This is a genomic window from Streptomyces sp. PH10-H1 (assembly GCF_030063355.1).
Classification (GTDB): Bacteria; Actinomycetota; Actinomycetes; order Streptomycetales; family Streptomycetaceae; genus Actinacidiphila.
Map to the genome: position 1 here is coordinate 78,246 of NZ_JASISZ010000014.1, position 14,792 is coordinate 93,037.

Sequence of the window (14,792 nt, forward strand, 5' to 3'; positions counted from 1 at the left end):
TCGGAACCCTGTTGACGGGATCCGGGGTGGGGAACGTGCAGGTCGGAGCAGGTGTGATGGGGGTCACCGGGGGCTACGCGCGCCGGGTGTGCGCCAGGACGGTCACGCACCGCTTGACCTTGCCGACGCGGTAGTTCCAGCCCCGCACCGTCCCCGTACTGGTCCGCCAGAAACCCATGTGCGAACCCGGTGCATCGCCGTAGAAGGCGGCCACCCGGAACCACCGGCCGCGCACGGTCACACTGCGGTTGATCAACGTCCGCTGCTCCATGATCTCTCCCTCGTCGAATCGAACGGCGCCAGCAGTGAAGCCAGCGTGGGTCAGCCGACTGAGCGCAGCGGAAGGCGGATCAGCCACTGCGGCACGCCGGACTTGGTCAACGCGTAGTGCCGGACGGCGTACATCATCGACAGCTCATCAATGACCCGGGACGCCCCGACCTCGGCGATGCGCTCCGGATGCTGGCCTCGCTCCACCTGGCTGATGGCCGCGTTGCGGTACTTCCGGTAGACCGCCGGACGCTTCCGTTCGAACTTCAGCAGGCGATCACGGAGGTACGTCTGGTCTGTCTGGCGGACGCCTTCGTAGCGCACCTCCATCGCGGCCTCGAACTCGGCGGCGAGATCTTGCTTGCCCGCGTGCTGGCCCTCGCGAGCGGAGGCGAGCGAGGAGGAGTATTGCAAGCCGCCCTCTTCATCGGCCGTCTTGTCTTCAGTGTTTCCTTCCGTGTTGTACGTACTTAGCGACTGACTGGCCGAGTACGGGTCGACCGACGACTGGTTGCCCGAGTACCGGTCCACCGCGCGCGGCAAAGCCGTACTCGGTGCGTACCGGGCGATGGACTCGGGATTCGCGGACACGTAGGTCTTGGTCGACCAGCGACCGGACTCTTTGTCGTGGCTCTTGTCGTGCACGACGAAGCCCTCCCGTTCCAGCTCGCGCATCGCGGCCTGAAGGGACTCCCGGCCTTCCAGCGGGACGCCGGTCTCCCTGCGTGCCTTCGCGTTCCAGGCTGCGATCTTCGCGATCGTGATGTCGTTGGGCGACGGGTAGCTGAGGAGAAGCATCAACAGTCCGCGGGCCCGCACGGTCAGGCGCAGGGTGCGCAGGATGGCGTTGCTCGCCCCGGTCCAGCCGCCTTCCGGAAGCTCGTAGACGACTATCACCTTGCAGCCCCCGCGCACTGGCAGCGGCGGGAGTGGATCTGTACAGTCGACAATGCGACCTACCTTCGTGGTGGAGGTGTTGCAAGACCTGAGAATCCGAGGGCTGGAACCCTCTGATTCATCAACGGCCGGCGGGATCTCTACATCCCCCGGCCGTTCGCATGTCTTGTCACGATTGGGGTGCGATGTAGCCCTCGCGTTCCAGCTCCGCGAAGTAGCCCCGGATGACGTCGACATCTTCCGTGCCGCCCCGCTCCGCGAGCGATTCCGGGGTGACATCCCACTGCACGTCGCGTGTCAATGCCTCAGCGAGCAGGCCGCGCGCACCGAATGTCAGCCGGGTGTCCCGCGCCCACTCCGCCAACATGACCGGTTCGGGCTCGGAGCGGACGACCACGATCGGCGCGTCCCACGGGAAGTCATCGTCGTCGAGCGGTTCGGCGGTCACGACTGCTCGCCGAGCACGTTGCGCTTCGCCTCAGCGACCCTCTCCGCCCCGTCCTCCCAGCGTTCCGCAACGCCGTCGATGAACTGGCCCAGCGCGGCGTGCACGGCGATGGCCTGCTCCAGGGAGAGGTGCGGGCTGTTCCTGTCGGACACGGGGCTGTCGTCGATGAACAGCCAGACGTGCGGGCCCTCGGCGGCCGACGACTCCTGGACGCGCACCGTGTGCCCGTAGCTCGTCGGGATCGGCTGGCCGCCATAGATCAGGAAGCCTCGGTCGCTCACAGGGGCGGGGTCGGAGATCTTCGGGGCTTGCTCGGTAGTCACGGGCTCTCCTTCGGTGGCGGTCTCTCGGTCGGTGCGTGGACGCCGCCCGGGTCGCTTGGGGTTCGCGGCAACAAAGGCGTCCACCTCGTCCTCACGGAACCTCAGGCGCGTGCTGCCCCCTTGCTCTGGGGCGGGCTGCGGGAAGGTGCCGCGCTGGCGGTAGGCGTGGATTGTCTGGCGGCTGATCCCGTGCTTCTCGACGATCTCCGGGACGGTCAACAGCCGTGGGCTCCCCTCGCGCTTGGGGTTTTCGGACACGCCCACATCCTCTCCGATTGCTTGACAATTGTAAAGCAATCCATCAGTCTTGAACCTGCACAACGAAAGGCCCCGACCGGAGTTGCCACTCCATTTGGCCGGGGCCAGATCAGCCCGAAGCCGCTAAGCCCACCGGGAGATCCGAATGGACCGTACCGCGCACACCATCAAGCAGCCCAGTACCCGCGCAGCTCACCCCCGTACCGCCGTGCCCACCCCGGCGTGCATGCCCACCCGCCGCCGCCCCGTGGCGACCCTGACCCCGGAAGCCCGCGACGCCCTGCACCGGCTCGAGACGACGATCGCCGGGTGGGAACGGTGACCGCCCGCACCGCAGCCGACGAGGCCGCCCACACCGCCGCGTCGCACGTCCGCAGCCAAGCCGACGAGGCGCTGCACCGCGCCATCGCCCGGCCCGCAGACCGCGCGCAGCCACTCCCGACCGAGACCGCCGCCCGCCGCCGCGCCATGCAGCTCCGGAACCTGTGATGGCCGCCGAAGACCTCGCCGACTACGAGCGGGAACAACGCGGCGCACACCCCGCACCCGTTCGCGGCGGCGAGCACACCCCCTGACCGCCGGGCGTCGGCGACAACGGTTCCCCCCGGCCGGCGCCCGGCGCCCCGCCCCCCAGACCGCCGGCCTGCCAGACACCGGGATGCCCGGCAGGCCGGTGCGCCACCAGCCGATCCGAAGGAGCACCCGATGGGCCTGTTCAGCCCCAAGTACCCGCCCGGCGCCTCGCCCGAGGACGTGCGCAAAGCGGACGCCAACAGGGAGACCGAAGCGCAACACGCCGAGTACATGGCCAAGGTCCGGGCCGACGACAAGGCCCGCGCGGCGATAACGGCCGCCCGCGACGCCCGCATCCAAGCAGCACGGGACAGGTGCCGGTACCGCAACCACGGCACCTGCATCAGCCACTGACACACCCGCACCGACCCGAAAGGACTCCGATGTCCAGCCCCGATGACCGCCGCCGCGAACGCCTCCAGCGTGCCCTCGTCGGGATAGTCGCGGCCGGCGCGGTCACCATCGCCGGGATCGGATTCGCCGGGTCGTACTCCGCCGTCCGCGACCTGGCCTTCGCGAAGGGCTTCGGCTGGTTCGCGCAGGTGTTCCCGATCGGCGTGGACGCCGGGATCGTCGTGCTGTTGGCTTTGGATCTGCTGCTGACGTGGATGCGGATCCCGTTCCCGCTGCTGCGCCAGACCGCGTGGCTCCTCACCGCGGCCACCATCGCGTTCAACGCCGCGCTCGCCTGGCCCGACCCGATCGGGGTCGGCATGCACGGCATCATCCCCGTGCTGTTCGTCGTCTGCGTCGAAGCGGGCAGGCACGCTGTGGGCCGGATCGCGGACATCACCGCTGACAAGGCGATGGACGGCATCCGGATCAGCCGGTGGTTCCTCGCCCCTGTCCCCACGTTCCGGCTGTGGCGGCGTATGAAGCTGTGGGAGATCCGCTCCTACGACACCGTCGTCCGCATGGAGCAGGACCGCATCGTGTACGCCGCGGGACTGCGTGCCGAGTACGGGTGGCAGTGGCGGCGGAAGGCTCCGGTCGAGAAGCGGATGCCGCTCCGGTTGGCGCGGTACGGGATTCCGGTTGTCGACTGGACGGCGCCCGTCATGATCTCTCCCGTCGACCGGACGCTCCCCGTTCTGGGCGACGGCACATCGCCGGAACTGGATCTTCTCGCCGACCAGAAGCCCGTCGAAACCGTCGCCGTGTCCCTCGAAAAGCGGCGACCGGAAGGCGCCCCTTCGGTCGACGCTTCGGACGGCCAAGCGGACGACCAGAAGCCCCGCCGGCTGCCCGCCATCCGCCGACCGAAGGCATCCCGAAGGGGCGCCGGGAAGAAGGCGCCGCGGCGATCCCTCGACGAGTGGGTCGACCTCGCCGGGCCGATCTTTCACGCAGAGTTCGTCCGGCTCCGGCGCAACCCGACGGCCAACGAATTCGCCACCGCGATCAAGGCCGCGCGCCTCGGTGCCGTGTCCGATACCCGTGCCAAGTCCATCCGCGCGGAGATCCTCGACCGCCAAGCCCTCCCATCCCTCGACTGACCTCAACTCCCACCCCCACTGCAACCGCAACTCCAACTGCATTCCACCCTCACCCCCTTGATCGGCGCGTACCCACCCCCACCCCGGCCCGAATTGGAGTCGGAGTTGACCTTGAGGAGCCCTCCTGTGGCCCGCACGCAAGCCCCCGCACCGCCGGTGCCGGCCCCGGCCGTGCCGGCTTCTGCCACGCCCGTGATCATGTGGCCCCAACCCCCACCCACCGTGCCGGCGCCCGCTGCCCCGGTTGAGCCGCGGACCCGGATGGGTCGCACGGCGCAGCGCGGCATGCCCGTCGCACCCGTCCTGGCCGCCGCCGGGAACGCTTCCGCGCTCGCGGGCGCCACCGCGTTTCAGGCGGCTGGCCTGCCTGGTCTGGTCGCGACGGGAGTGGTGGCCGCCGGGTCGACCGTTGCGGCGGTCGCCCGGCGCCGTTCCGCGGTGAAGCGACGGAACGCGGCGGGTGCGATGCACCGTGCCGCGGCGGCTGCGGCATGGCGCTCTGGTGCGTCCGGTCTGTCGTCGTCCGGACGCGGTTCCGGGGCGTCTTCGGGCGGGTCGCGGAATCGTGGTGGCGGAGGTTCCGTTTCGCCGTCCGGGGGCGGTAAGCGTGGCGCCGGGTCGGGTCTGCTCGGGACGTCAGGAAGCGCCCGTGGTGGGGCCGGTTCGTCGAAGGGCGGGCTCCTCGGTGGCGGCTTGGGGTCGTCCGGTCGGCACGCTGCGGACAAGAAGGGCGGCACCAATAACCCGGGCGGCAAGTCATCGAAGGGCGGGGGCAAGAAGGCCGGGATCGCCGCGGCCATCGGTCGCGCCGCCCGCGCGGCGAAGGGTGCGGCCGAGCCCGGGTCCACCACCCGGAAGGGTCTGGCCGCCGTCGGCAAGGCGGGTCGCGGGGTGGCCCGTCACACCGTCGCTGCCGGATCGCGCCCACGGAAGGCGGCTGCTGCGGTCGGCCGGGCCGCGAAGCGCGGATGGGCTGCCACCGCAGACCGGCGCAGCACGGCCAAGGCGGTGACCGCCCGCAGTGCCCGCGCCCTGCACCGTGGAGCACGGGACAGCCTGCGGTCCGTCCTCGCCGGGGCCTGGGCCGGGATCAAGAAACGCGACCGGCACGCCGCCCTCGCCCGCCTGAAAGAAGTGTGGGCCAAGCGCCGCAAAGCCCGCACCGGCGAGACGGCCGCGACAGTCGCACCGCCGGCCGTCGGCTTCATCGCACGCCGCCCCACCCTCACCGCCACCATTCCGACGCTTTCAGGAGTAGCCAGCATGTCCGGACACCACTTCACCGCCTCAGCCATGGAGATGGCCCGCGCCGCCGCCAACTACCAGCCGACCGGGATGCTGCAGGTCGGCCAAGACTTCGCGGGCCTGCCCGACGCCCTGGATCTGGTCGCGGAATCCATGAAGATCACCGTGCAGAACGCGGACGCCAGGCAGCCCCTCGACCCGGCGATCATCGAGCTGATGGGGCAGATCTGGCAGCTCCAAACGAAAGCCGCGGATCTTTCCCGGGAGCTGCTCCCCGCGTTCCACAAGCTCCACCACGTCGACCTCGCCCGCCTCGAAGCGCCCCGCAAGGGAGCCGAAGGCGAACGCATGTGGGATGTCTCCGCCAACCTCTGACCGCCCCCGACCGGAAAGGACTGATCGTGAAGCTGGACTGGGATGCTGGGCACGGCCCCGTAACCGGACCCATCAACACCGCCTGCGGCGCCCTGGCCGTGGCATGGGCCGGACACGTCGCGCACATGCCCGCATCCTGGGCCGGCCTCGCAGCCGGGGCAGGATGGCTCGGCACGCACATCGCCGGGGTCCGCCGCGACCTGCCGCGCACCACGCTCGTCCTGCGCGCCGCCGGGTGGATCGCCGCCGGAAGCTGGTGCTCCCTGGCCATAGCCAACGGGCCCTGGACGCATTGGAGCCTCGGCGCCCTGGCTGCCGGTGCGCTGGGTCTCGGTGCGGCCATGGCCGGCGTCCACAACGCCGAGGAGCGGGCCGACGAGCGCAAGGCCGAAGAGGAGGTCGCGGCCCGGCGCGCATCCCTCGAAGGCAAGCGGCAGGAGATCGCCAGCGAGTGGGAGCAGCGCATCGCCCGCGTCTGCAACGGTGCCGCTGTCCAGATCGTCAACGTGGAGGACTGGGCCACCGGCGCCGGTATCACCCTCGACGGGGAGCTGCCCCAAGGCGGCACCACGTGGAAGACCATCGCTGCCATGTCCGACGCCCTCGCCGCCGACGCCAAGCTCGCGGAGGGCTGCGGCATCGAGGTCACGCCCGGTGCGAACCGCGGTGCGGTCCTCCTCAACGTGGCGACGAAGAACGCGCTGCTCGCCGACGCCGACTACCCCGCCGACTACTCGCCGCTGTCCCTCAACGACCCGTCCCCGCACGGCGTGTACCGCACCGGGGAAATCGCCGCACCCGTCATGCGGCAGCGCAGCTGCATCACCGCCGGGCGGCGCGGGTCCGGCAAGACGAACCTCATGAATGTGAAGATCGCCAACCAGTGCCGGATGGTCGACAACCTGATCTGGGTCATCGACCTCAACGGCGGCGGCCTCGCCCTGGCCTGGCTCCACGCCTGGCACCAAGCCGGCCGCCCGGGACGGCCCCCCATCGACTGGGTCGCCGACACCCCCGAGAAGGCCAACGCCATGGTCGACGCGATGCTGCGGATCGCGAAAGCACGCAAGCCCGGCTACAAGCACCTGGAGATCCAGGCCAACGACGACAAGCTGCCCATCAGCCCGCAGGTCCCGGGAATCACCCTGAACAACGATGAGATCGCCGAGTTGTTCAGCCCCCGCGCCCGCCGTGACCTGCTGCTCCGGGAGGTCGGCGACACCATCGTGCAGAACCTGGAGATCGCCCGCGCCGTCGCCCTGAACATTGAGAACGCAGCCCTGCGCGCCACCCAGGACGTCGTGTCCGAACCGCAGATCATCAAGCAGTCCGCGCTGAAGATCGCCCTCAAGAGCGACGAAGCAGAAATGGCGTACCTGTTCGGATGGGGCGACAAGGCCAGCCCCGAAGAGGCCCCGTACCCCGGCTGCGGCTTCATGAAGATCGACGACGAGCCCGCCCGCCCGTTCAAGGGCTTCCGGATCAAGCCCAACCAGATCGCGGACATCGTCATCGCCACCGCCGACCGGCGCCCCGAACTCGACGACCTGTCCCGCCGGGCAGCCGGAGAAGCCTACGAAAACCGGTGGGACGGAACCGACCACCTCTTCGGCACCGGCCCCGCACCCACGCCCACCCCAGTGAAGGAACGGCCGCCCGTGAACTCCGACCGCCCCGACCCCACCGCGAACTGGGGCAACGAACCCTCCGGCAAGGACGCCGCGCCCGCCCTCGACGAAGCCGACCGGGCCCGCGACCGCCTCCGCCAAGCCATGGGCGAAGCCGGAGACCGCGACCCCAACCTGGAGAAGCAGTTCCGCGACATCCTCGGCAACGGCTTCGACTGGATCAACCCCACCACCAGCGAACAGCCGCCCACCGAAGACCCGAACGACGGCCAGGACCCCCGCCGCAAGACGGTGTTCGCCATCGTCGAGAAGGCCGGCCCGAAAGGCATCGGCCCCACCGCAATCCAGAAGGCATTCGGGCAGGACTACCCCGAGCTCAAAGCCCCCCACGCCACGGTCATCGGGCGCTGGCTCGACGCCGACCCCCGCATCCACAAGACCGGTTACGGCCGGTACGCCGTCCGCCCCGACCAGAGCTGAGGACGTCATGCCCGCCATCGACCCCTACGCCACCCTCCGCGCACCCCTGACTGGCCAACCCCCGCTTGAGGCCGCAGCCTTTCCGTCCGGCCACCCCGATGCTCCGCCGCAGCGTGAGCCGGCCCCGCCCGGCATGGCCTGGACGCTCCTGCCCAACGGCGAGACGCGCCTCGGGTACCTGCCGCCCGGCTACGAGAAGGTCACCGACGAGCCGGTCACCGTCTCGGCCGGCCGGGACAAGTGGCCTGGCCGTCTCCTGTCCGGCGGTGCCTCGACCGCCCTGGTCCTCGGCGTCATCGGGCACTACGGGCCCGCCCTCAACCAGGCCGGGCACGGAGCCGAGATGGCAGGGATCGGTGTCGCCGCAACCGCAGCAGGCATCGGGCTCGTCGTCTCCCTCGTTAAGGGCGCCACAGGATCCGCCAGGCAGGGCCGGGTGGACGTCACCTTGAATCTGACCAACACCGTCACCTCGACGTCCAAGTCCCACCACCGGAGCCGATGATGGCCACCCCCACCCGCCGCAGCCGCAGCAACTGACCGCACCACCGGACCCCCGCACATCATGCGGGGGTTCTGTCAGCTCAGGCCGAGTTTCGCCAGGGCCGTGGACCAGTCCGTGACGATCGCGGACTGTGCCGCGGCGAGGGTGGCCTTGCCGGAGCAGACGGCGGACTTCAGTTTGGACTCGACGCCGTCCTTCGGATTGTTCGGCCCCGCACCCGGCTTGTGACCAGGGGACGGCTTCTGGACCCACAGGTTTCGCGGGTCGTTCGGGTCGCCGCCGAGCTCAAGACTGACGAGGTGGTCGTACTCGTAGTCCCGCAGGCTGCCGGTGTAACCGTAGGACTTGGCGTTCGCCGCCTTCTCCGGGCCGGTGATGCTGGCCGGTGGGCGGATCGTCGCCGTGTACCCGGATTTGCAGATCGTTGACTTCAGTGTCGCCTGCGTGACAGCCGGGTTCAGAGCCCCCGGCGTACACAACGGGTCCTCCAGTGGCTGCCCGTTGTCGCTGCCGTAGTGGCAGGACCCGGCGGGCGGCTGCGCTTGGACCGTGTACTTGTGCTGTGGTCCGGGGCCCATCGGGATTTTGCCGGTTGGCGCGGTCGAGCTTGGCCGGGCTGATGATCCTGCCGGCGGTGCCGGGTTGCCCTTCGGCGTCGATGTGGACGGCGAACAGCCAGCCAGCAGCAGGGCAACAGTCCCGGCGGCGGCAGCGGTATGACGGACGGCCATGATTCCCCCAGGTGGTGAGCGGACGGCGATACGAAGCTACCGCCCGCCGGACCCGGTGACACCGTCGGCGGCGGCATCCTCGGCGGTCAGGTACTCGTACTTCTGCCACCACTTGTGGCCGCCGGGCATGGGGCCACCGTGCCCGACGAGGGCAATGTCGGGGCGCCGCCGTAACTCGATGATCGCAGTGCGCAGGTCCGCTTCCGTGTCGCAGACCGCGAGGTAGGTCACCGCCATAGGGTTGAGTGTGACGCGTGCGACGTCCGGGCGGCAGGGGAACAGGCGAAACCGGCGCCCGGGTTGTCGCGGGCCGGGTGCACCATTGGGGCATGACGCGCATCGCCACTGAGCCAGACGGCCGTCCCCTCACGTCCTGCGACCCCGAACCGCCGCTGGGCACGATGGTGCTCTGCCTCGGCGCGCGGTGGATCAACCTGGGCGACGGCTGGGTGCAGGCCGACGGCGAGGGCGACCCCGAATCCTGGGCGAAGATCGCAGGGAACTACGGGCCCGTCACGGTTGTGACGCCCACACCGGAGCGGGTCTTCCTCCTTACCGAGTACCTGCACGAGGTCACACGCGGGCCGTTGGTGTTCGCCAGCCACGAGGCCGCCCGCAGGTGGGCAGCTGGGGAGTACAGCACGACGGAGCGGGGCTGGTGGAAATCGAATGAGAGCCGCTGGCAGAAGCGGATCAAGCGGCGCAAGCAGATCCCGCCCGGGTTCGCGCTGTACTTCACCGGGCGCGAGTACATGGAGGTTCGGTACCTGTCGATCACGGAGCACGAGGTGAGGAGATGATCGGCCCCATCCTGCTCACCCTGCTGCTCGCGGCCGGACAGCTCGACGCTGCCACCCAGGCGAAGCTCGCGGCGTTCGTGCCCGAGATCGCCCCATGGAGGACGGCCCCGTGACCGCCGCGATGCTGGCCTTCACCCACGCCGCCATGGACGCGGCGCAGCGGATTGCCGAAGCAGCGAGCGGCAACGAATGGCTGGTCGCCGCCGACAACGACGGATCCGGTAATGCATGGGTGATGAACGAGGACATGCACCTCCTCGAAACCGAGGAACCCACCGCCCGCCACATTGCACGCCACGACCCGGCCGCCGTCCTCCGCCGGATCGCCGCCGACCGGAGGCTGCTCGAACTGCACGCCGACGACTACGGGTTCTGCGCGGTGTGCGCGCGAGCAACCGAGGAGACCAACAGCCTCGGCCACGCGTTCCACGATTCGCTGCCGTACCCCTGCACCACCGCGCGCCTGATCGCCGAGGGCTACGGCTGGACCGAGGAGATGCCGTGATGGGCCCGACGCGCGACGAGCTCCGGTGGGCGGGGGCCGAGCTGCACGTCGCCCGGCTCCACGCCGAGCTCGAAGCGTCCCTGTCCACCACTCGGCGCGGGAGGATTGCCCTCCGGCTCTCTCGATGGCACGTTCGGATCAACCGATGGAGGCGGCGATGAGCGGCAACACCTGGACGTGTCCCAAGTCCGGCACCTACCAGTTCGGTCTTGGCGTCGATCCCGTGTTCCTCGGCGCCGGACCGCTGGTGTTCACCGCTGACCCGGCCAAGCTCTTCAAGTCGGCGGAGGAGTGGACTGTTTGGTGCCGTCGCGGCCTGGACCTGAGGGACCACTCCGAGCAACTCGCGCGGCAGCAGCGCAAGGCCGAGCAAGCCGCCGCCTACGCTGCCAAACAGGCCGCGCACCTCCAACGCCGGATCGACGCCCTCATCCGCGTCGTCCGGGCGCAGCACGCACGGCTCGTGCACGGCGTGTAGCGACCCCTCCGCAACCCGGTGACGAGCCCGGTGGTGTCAACAGCCGGGTGCCACACTTGGCCCAAGACCCCCTTGCGCCCCGGAGGCCCGCCATGCCGCCCGTTGTCGACGCCGATCAGCAGCCCGCCTTCCGTTGCACACACTGCCCCCGCCTCCTCCACGCCAACGAACTCCACCGGTACGCCTGCCGCATCTGCGAAGACCGGGCCACCGAGCACGTCCAGAAACTCCCCAACCTGTACACGCAGCTCGAAGCCGCCCTCACCCCCGGGCGCTCCGGCGGCAACATGGGCCGCGCCGTCACCGGCCGCGCCGCACCCCTTCCCGTCGCACTCCAGCCCCTCAACCTGCGCGGGCCCGGCGGGATCGTGTCGATGCTCCTCGGCATAGAGCAGCGATGGCGCATCCAACTCGACTGGGAACAGCTCCCGCAACGCGGCGGCTACGAGCCCAGCCTCGCCGGCACCGTCGTCGTCATCGCCGCGAACCTGTCGTGGGCGTGCGACAAGTACGAGGGCGTGGCCGACGACCTCAAGCTGATCGGCAGTCTGTTCGCGCAGGCCACGTCCGCCGTGACCGGCGAGCACGACGTGCGGGTGCCGATCGGCGCGTGCCCGACGAAGAACGAGGAGACCGGAGCGGTCTGCGGGGAACGCCTGAAGGTGTCGCCGTGGGCTCCGTTGATCCGATGCGGCGGCTGCGGTACCCAGTGGGCGCGCGACGAATGGTTGCGCCTCGGAGCGGCAATGCGCGGGCTGCCGATGCCCGCCGTCGCGGCCTGATCCATGCGATGGTTGATTTCCGGCCGTCGTGAGCGTACCTTCTGACCCACTGGATCTTTTGTCGCATGGGCCGCCCGCAGATGGGCGGCCCTTTCGCATGCCGGGGGTGACGATGCCCCCGTTCCTCGTCACCGAAGAACTCGCCGTCATCTGGACCGGCCGCCCCGCCTCCACCATCCGACGCTGGGCCTGCGAAGGACGCATCACCCGACACGGCCACGGGCGCGGCAACGTCCGCTACGACCTCGCCGAACTGCACGCGAAGACCGAGGACGACAACGGCAACGTCATCCCCGGAGCAGTCCCCGCGAAGCCCGTACAGGCCATCGCCGCATAGTCCGGCGGCCCAGCCACCACAGACCACCTTCCTGGGAGCACCCTCATGCCCTCCACCACCATCACCCGGCCCCGCTCGGTACGCCGGGCCGCCTCCCGCGTCGAGGCACGCAGGAACGCCGTCTACAACGGAACCGCGCCCCGCTACGAGCCGGCCCGTGACCTGTCCTGCCACCAGCACTACCGGCAGTTCCCGTGCAAGCGCTGCGCAGGTAACACCAAGTAGTCTTCCGCCGCCTGGCGATGGGGCAGGAGACGCCTCCCCGGGCTGAGACCCCGGTGCGCGCGCAGCGACCAGGCGGCGGGATCAAACACATTGACCACCTGCGGCTTGATCACCGTGGGTAGGAAGCCCCGACGTCCCAGGCGTCGGGGCTTCCGCATTCCTGGGAGCCCGAATGGACATCCGACCCGTTGACCTGCCCGAACTCCAAGCTGAAATGCTCAGCCATTACTCCCTCCCGACGACCCTCGAAGCCTGGCGAGTGATGGCTGACCGGCAGATGTTCACGCTGCCAGGCAAGGGCGAGACGTTCCTGGCCGAGGAGATGAGGCGCCTCCGACGCGAGAGCTACTGGGTGGCGCAGGAGATGGTCGCCCTGGCGTGTGCTGCCGCTCCGTCGATGCCGAGCTTCACGGTCAACGAGCCCGACTTGCCGAGCCTTTTCGGCTTCATGTACTTCGACGCTCCAATCGGAAGCGTCGACACCCCCATGTACGACGGCGGCACGATGCCTGTCCCGGTCGTCGCCTGCTCGTGGGGCCCCATCTCCGGCAGAGATGGCACCGCGGTGTGGCTCAGCATCTACACGGAGAATCGGACACCGGAGCAGATGTGCAGGGACTTTCCGGGAATGAATATGTCCGAGGCTGTCAGAGTTAGGGCGCAGATGCCCCGGCTTGGCTACGAGAATGAGACGCTCATTCCCTTCGGGCACGACTGGGCTTCCTTTGCGAGCAACAGCAGCTTCCTTAGCACCCTAGGGCGGACCATTCGCGCGGTCTGGTCGCTCATGCAACAGCCGCTCGCAACATGTTCTGAGGTCGACCTGGACCGCGCGGTGCGCAAGCGACTTCGCAGGTCGGGAACGGAGCCCGGACCCGTCCGCGTGGTGAAACTCCGGCGCCCCGCGCATTCCGCTTGTCATGGGGACGGCGATCGCGAGTACCACCATCAGTGGGTCGTGCGCGGGCACTGGCGTCAGCAGTGGTACCCGGCGCGGGAAGTCCACCGCCCGGTCTGGATCGCCCCCCACATCAAAGGCCCTGAAGGCGCACCGCTCATCGGCGGAGAGAAGGTCTACGCATGGAAGCGGTAGCCACCCCGGCGGAGTCCATCGACCGCCGCTGTACGGCAGCGCACGGCCCCGACCACCCGAGGATGCCCGACTGGCGCTGCGCGCGGTGGGCGCTCCCGGACAACGAGAAGTGCCTGAACCACGCGAGGTGGTGACCGTGCCCGTCACTGCCCGTCCCGCGTACTGCCTGTGCGATCACGCGGAGACCGACCACCGCGCCACCGGGGTGTGCCGTGGGCGCGACGAACAAGGCCAGCCCTGCGGGTGCCCGGAGTTCGAAGCAGACGAATGAACCACCACCACCACCTGGAGTTGCCATGAACAACATCCTCATCACCCGCACGTTCAAGGTCTGCATCGCCAACGGAGACGGGACGGTAGACCCCGCCAAGACCATCGAGGCTGCGTACTTCAAGGACGAGGGCCAGTTCACCGTCTTCAAGGACGTCGAGAACCAGGTCGTCTTCTCCGTCCAAAGCCACCACCTCGTCTCCGTCGAGCGGGTCGCCGAGAGCAAGGACGGTCAGACCGTTGAGGTGCACGTAGCGGGCAACGTGCTCACCGACAAGCAGCTGCGCGCAGCCGTCGAAGCAAACGGGCGCCGGCGGTGAGCGTCAAGCTCCACGTGAGCATCGAACTCCTCGACGATGTCGGCGCCGAACGCTTCGAGGGCTACCTCAGCATGTTCGGCGCCACGGTCATCGACCGTCGGCAAAGCGACCATCCGTTCCAGCAGATCTACGAACTGGACGTCCCCGGCGCCCCGCCCGGCGCGGTCACCATCGACCCCACCTTCTGCAGCCACAGAGACGGCACCGTCAGCGTCCAAAGCCTCGGCTGGCTCGACGTCCACGGCCGTTCCATCAAGGCGGAGGCATCCGATGCTTGAGCTCGTCTGTTATCTCCTAGCGATGGTCCTGCTGGGCCTGGCGGCGATCCTCCCGGACGGCATGCCGCACCGGGACCGCATCGCCTACGCCGGACTCTGCGCGTTCGTGATCCCCGCGTTCGTCCACGCCGTCCACGCCCACTGACCCTCACCCTGGAGTCCCGCATGTCCGCTCTCGCCGATCACCTGCACGCCCTGATCTCCCGCTTCACGTCCATCGGCCGGAAGGACGTCGAGGACATCGTCCAGGCCGTCGAGGGACACCTCGTGCCGCTCCTTGAGGTCGCCCGCACCCGCCTCGTCGCGGACGTGGAGGCGATCGTCGCCGAGGTCAAGGTCGACGAGCAGGCCCTCGCGAAGCTCGTTGCCACCGAGGTCGCCAAGCTCCTCAGCAACGCCCCTGCCGACCCCGCTCCGGTTCCCGTGCCGGAGCCCGTCCCCGTGCCCGCGCCGGTCGTGCCGCCCGCAGTCTGAC

24 protein-coding genes are annotated in these 14,792 nt (G+C 69.4%); 18 read left to right on the forward strand and 6 right to left on the reverse strand.

What is annotated here, in order from left to right:
- Positions 1 to 73: 73 nt before the first annotated feature.
- The 4 genes from QMK24_RS12100 to QMK24_RS12115 all read right to left on the reverse strand — a co-directional run bounded on the left by QMK24_RS12100 (position 74) and on the right by QMK24_RS12115 (position 2,196).
- Entirely contained in the window at positions 74 to 271 is a 198-nt protein-coding gene (locus QMK24_RS12100) for a hypothetical protein (protein ID WP_283465597.1), read from the reverse strand.
- A 50-nt stretch (positions 272 to 321) separates the two neighbouring features.
- Complete coding sequence (locus tag QMK24_RS12105; RefSeq protein WP_283465599.1) at positions 322 to 1,167, reverse strand: hypothetical protein; 846 nt, start codon at positions 1,165 to 1,167, stop codon at positions 322 to 324.
- A gap of 169 nt (positions 1,168 to 1,336) precedes the next feature.
- Positions 1,337 to 1,615 carry a hypothetical protein gene (locus tag QMK24_RS12110; RefSeq protein WP_283465600.1) on the reverse strand — a complete coding sequence of 93 codons (279 nt, stop codon included), beginning with the start codon at positions 1,613 to 1,615 and terminating at the stop codon, positions 1,337 to 1,339.
- On the reverse strand, positions 1,612 to 2,196 hold the full coding sequence (locus QMK24_RS12115) for a helix-turn-helix transcriptional regulator (protein ID WP_283465601.1): 585 nt from the start codon (positions 2,194 to 2,196) through the stop codon (positions 1,612 to 1,614). Before QMK24_RS12115 ends, QMK24_RS12110 begins: the two co-directional genes overlap by 4 nt.
- Before the next feature lie 145 nt (positions 2,197 to 2,341).
- Between QMK24_RS12115 and QMK24_RS12120 the strand changes: the two genes are divergently transcribed.
- From QMK24_RS12120 to QMK24_RS12150, 7 genes are all read left to right on the forward strand, one after another.
- Entirely contained in the window at positions 2,342 to 2,518 is a 177-nt protein-coding gene (locus QMK24_RS12120; RefSeq protein ID WP_283465603.1) for a hypothetical protein, read from the forward strand.
- Positions 2,506 to 2,685 carry a hypothetical protein gene (locus QMK24_RS12125; RefSeq protein WP_283465604.1) on the forward strand — a complete coding sequence of 60 codons (180 nt, stop codon included), beginning with the start codon at positions 2,506 to 2,508 and terminating at the stop codon, positions 2,683 to 2,685. Before QMK24_RS12120 ends, QMK24_RS12125 begins: the two co-directional genes overlap by 13 nt.
- Before the next feature lie 216 nt (positions 2,686 to 2,901).
- Positions 2,902 to 3,123, forward strand: a complete 222-nt coding sequence (locus tag QMK24_RS12130; RefSeq protein WP_283465605.1) for a hypothetical protein — start codon at positions 2,902 to 2,904, stop codon at positions 3,121 to 3,123.
- Positions 3,124 to 3,152: 29 nt separating this feature from the next.
- A complete protein-coding gene (locus QMK24_RS12135) occupies positions 3,153 to 4,265 on the forward strand; it encodes a DUF2637 domain-containing protein (protein ID WP_283465606.1) in 1,113 nt (370 codons plus the stop codon).
- Positions 4,266 to 4,958: 693 nt separating this feature from the next.
- The gene (locus QMK24_RS12140; protein WP_283465607.1) at positions 4,959 to 5,885 is read left to right on the forward strand and encodes a hypothetical protein; all 927 of its coding nucleotides are present in this window, start codon (positions 4,959 to 4,961) and stop codon (positions 5,883 to 5,885) included.
- Positions 5,886 to 5,911: 26 nt separating this feature from the next.
- A complete protein-coding gene (locus QMK24_RS12145) occupies positions 5,912 to 7,993 on the forward strand; it encodes a hypothetical protein (RefSeq protein WP_283465608.1) in 2,082 nt (693 codons plus the stop codon).
- Between the two features lie 7 nt (positions 7,994 to 8,000).
- Positions 8,001 to 8,498 (forward strand): hypothetical protein, encoded by a 498-nt coding sequence (locus QMK24_RS12150; protein ID WP_283465610.1) that lies wholly within the window; start codon positions 8,001 to 8,003, stop codon positions 8,496 to 8,498.
- A 74-nt stretch (positions 8,499 to 8,572) separates the two neighbouring features.
- Here the strand turns inward: QMK24_RS12150 and QMK24_RS12155 are convergent, their stop codons facing one another.
- Together QMK24_RS12155 and QMK24_RS12160 are read right to left on the reverse strand one after the other, a co-directional pair.
- Positions 8,573 to 9,229, reverse strand: coding sequence for an RAD23 family protein (locus QMK24_RS12155; protein ID WP_283465611.1), 657 nt, complete (start codon positions 9,227 to 9,229; stop codon positions 8,573 to 8,575).
- A gap of 36 nt (positions 9,230 to 9,265) precedes the next feature.
- On the reverse strand, positions 9,266 to 9,466 hold the full coding sequence (locus tag QMK24_RS12160; RefSeq protein WP_283465612.1) for a hypothetical protein: 201 nt from the start codon (positions 9,464 to 9,466) through the stop codon (positions 9,266 to 9,268).
- A 92-nt stretch (positions 9,467 to 9,558) separates the two neighbouring features.
- Between QMK24_RS12160 and QMK24_RS12165 the strand changes: the two genes are divergently transcribed.
- The 11 genes from QMK24_RS12165 (at position 9,559) to QMK24_RS12215 (ending at position 14,791) form a co-directional block, all read left to right on the forward strand.
- Positions 9,559 to 10,029 carry a hypothetical protein gene (locus QMK24_RS12165; RefSeq protein ID WP_283465613.1) on the forward strand — a complete coding sequence of 157 codons (471 nt, stop codon included), beginning with the start codon at positions 9,559 to 9,561 and terminating at the stop codon, positions 10,027 to 10,029.
- 109 nt (positions 10,030 to 10,138) lie between these two features.
- Positions 10,139 to 10,534, forward strand: coding sequence for a DUF6221 family protein (locus QMK24_RS12170; protein WP_283465614.1), 396 nt, complete (start codon positions 10,139 to 10,141; stop codon positions 10,532 to 10,534).
- 157 nt (positions 10,535 to 10,691) lie between these two features.
- Positions 10,692 to 11,012, forward strand: coding sequence for a hypothetical protein (locus QMK24_RS12175; protein ID WP_283465615.1), 321 nt, complete (start codon positions 10,692 to 10,694; stop codon positions 11,010 to 11,012).
- Between the two features lie 92 nt (positions 11,013 to 11,104).
- On the forward strand, positions 11,105 to 11,794 hold the full coding sequence (locus QMK24_RS12180; protein WP_283465617.1) for a hypothetical protein: 690 nt from the start codon (positions 11,105 to 11,107) through the stop codon (positions 11,792 to 11,794).
- Positions 11,795 to 11,900: 106 nt separating this feature from the next.
- The gene (locus QMK24_RS12185) at positions 11,901 to 12,131 is read left to right on the forward strand and encodes a helix-turn-helix domain-containing protein (RefSeq protein WP_502962446.1); all 231 of its coding nucleotides are present in this window, start codon (positions 11,901 to 11,903) and stop codon (positions 12,129 to 12,131) included.
- A gap of 45 nt (positions 12,132 to 12,176) precedes the next feature.
- Positions 12,177 to 12,356 (forward strand): hypothetical protein, encoded by a 180-nt coding sequence (locus tag QMK24_RS12190; RefSeq protein WP_283465619.1) that lies wholly within the window; start codon positions 12,177 to 12,179, stop codon positions 12,354 to 12,356.
- A gap of 172 nt (positions 12,357 to 12,528) precedes the next feature.
- Positions 12,529 to 13,449, forward strand: coding sequence for a hypothetical protein (locus tag QMK24_RS12195; RefSeq protein WP_283465620.1), 921 nt, complete (start codon positions 12,529 to 12,531; stop codon positions 13,447 to 13,449).
- A gap of 296 nt (positions 13,450 to 13,745) precedes the next feature.
- Positions 13,746 to 14,039, forward strand: a complete 294-nt coding sequence (locus tag QMK24_RS12200; protein WP_283465621.1) for a hypothetical protein — start codon at positions 13,746 to 13,748, stop codon at positions 14,037 to 14,039.
- Positions 14,036 to 14,317 (forward strand): hypothetical protein, encoded by a 282-nt coding sequence (locus QMK24_RS12205; protein WP_283465622.1) that lies wholly within the window; start codon positions 14,036 to 14,038, stop codon positions 14,315 to 14,317. The genes QMK24_RS12200 and QMK24_RS12205 overlap by 4 nt, the downstream gene beginning before the upstream one ends.
- Positions 14,310 to 14,462, forward strand: coding sequence for a hypothetical protein (locus QMK24_RS12210; protein WP_283465623.1), 153 nt, complete (start codon positions 14,310 to 14,312; stop codon positions 14,460 to 14,462). The genes QMK24_RS12205 and QMK24_RS12210 overlap by 8 nt, the downstream gene beginning before the upstream one ends.
- Positions 14,463 to 14,482: 20 nt before the next feature.
- Positions 14,483 to 14,791, forward strand: a complete 309-nt coding sequence (locus QMK24_RS12215) for a hypothetical protein (RefSeq protein ID WP_283465625.1) — start codon at positions 14,483 to 14,485, stop codon at positions 14,789 to 14,791.
- The last annotated feature ends 1 nt before the right edge of the window (position 14,792 follow it).

Bases quoted from the DNA above. Each gene is read 5' to 3' on its own strand.
- QMK24_RS12100 (WP_283465597.1), bottom strand. From the start codon at position 271: ATGGAGCAGCGGACGTTGATCAACCGCAGTGTGACCGTGCGCGGCCGG.
- QMK24_RS12120 (WP_283465603.1), top strand. From the start codon at position 2,342: ATGGACCGTACCGCGCACACCATCAAGCAGCCCAGTACCCGCGCAGCT.
- QMK24_RS12130 (WP_283465605.1), top strand. From the start codon at position 2,902: ATGGGCCTGTTCAGCCCCAAGTACCCGCCCGGCGCCTCGCCCGAGGAC.
- QMK24_RS12135 (WP_283465606.1), top strand. From the start codon at position 3,153: ATGTCCAGCCCCGATGACCGCCGCCGCGAACGCCTCCAGCGTGCCCTC.
- QMK24_RS12150 (WP_283465610.1), top strand. From the start codon at position 8,001: ATGCCCGCCATCGACCCCTACGCCACCCTCCGCGCACCCCTGACTGGC.
- QMK24_RS12155 (WP_283465611.1), bottom strand. From the start codon at position 9,229: ATGGCCGTCCGTCATACCGCTGCCGCCGCCGGGACTGTTGCCCTGCTG.
- QMK24_RS12160 (WP_283465612.1), bottom strand. From the start codon at position 9,466: ATGGCGGTGACCTACCTCGCGGTCTGCGACACGGAAGCGGACCTGCGC.
- QMK24_RS12165 (WP_283465613.1), top strand. From the start codon at position 9,559: ATGACGCGCATCGCCACTGAGCCAGACGGCCGTCCCCTCACGTCCTGC.
- QMK24_RS12175 (WP_283465615.1), top strand. From the start codon at position 10,692: ATGAGCGGCAACACCTGGACGTGTCCCAAGTCCGGCACCTACCAGTTC.
- QMK24_RS12180 (WP_283465617.1), top strand. From the start codon at position 11,105: ATGCCGCCCGTTGTCGACGCCGATCAGCAGCCCGCCTTCCGTTGCACA.
- QMK24_RS12190 (WP_283465619.1), top strand. From the start codon at position 12,177: ATGCCCTCCACCACCATCACCCGGCCCCGCTCGGTACGCCGGGCCGCC.
- QMK24_RS12195 (WP_283465620.1), top strand. From the start codon at position 12,529: ATGGACATCCGACCCGTTGACCTGCCCGAACTCCAAGCTGAAATGCTC.
- QMK24_RS12200 (WP_283465621.1), top strand. From the start codon at position 13,746: ATGAACAACATCCTCATCACCCGCACGTTCAAGGTCTGCATCGCCAAC.
- QMK24_RS12210 (WP_283465623.1), top strand. From the start codon at position 14,310: ATGCTTGAGCTCGTCTGTTATCTCCTAGCGATGGTCCTGCTGGGCCTG.
- QMK24_RS12215 (WP_283465625.1), top strand. From the start codon at position 14,483: ATGTCCGCTCTCGCCGATCACCTGCACGCCCTGATCTCCCGCTTCACG.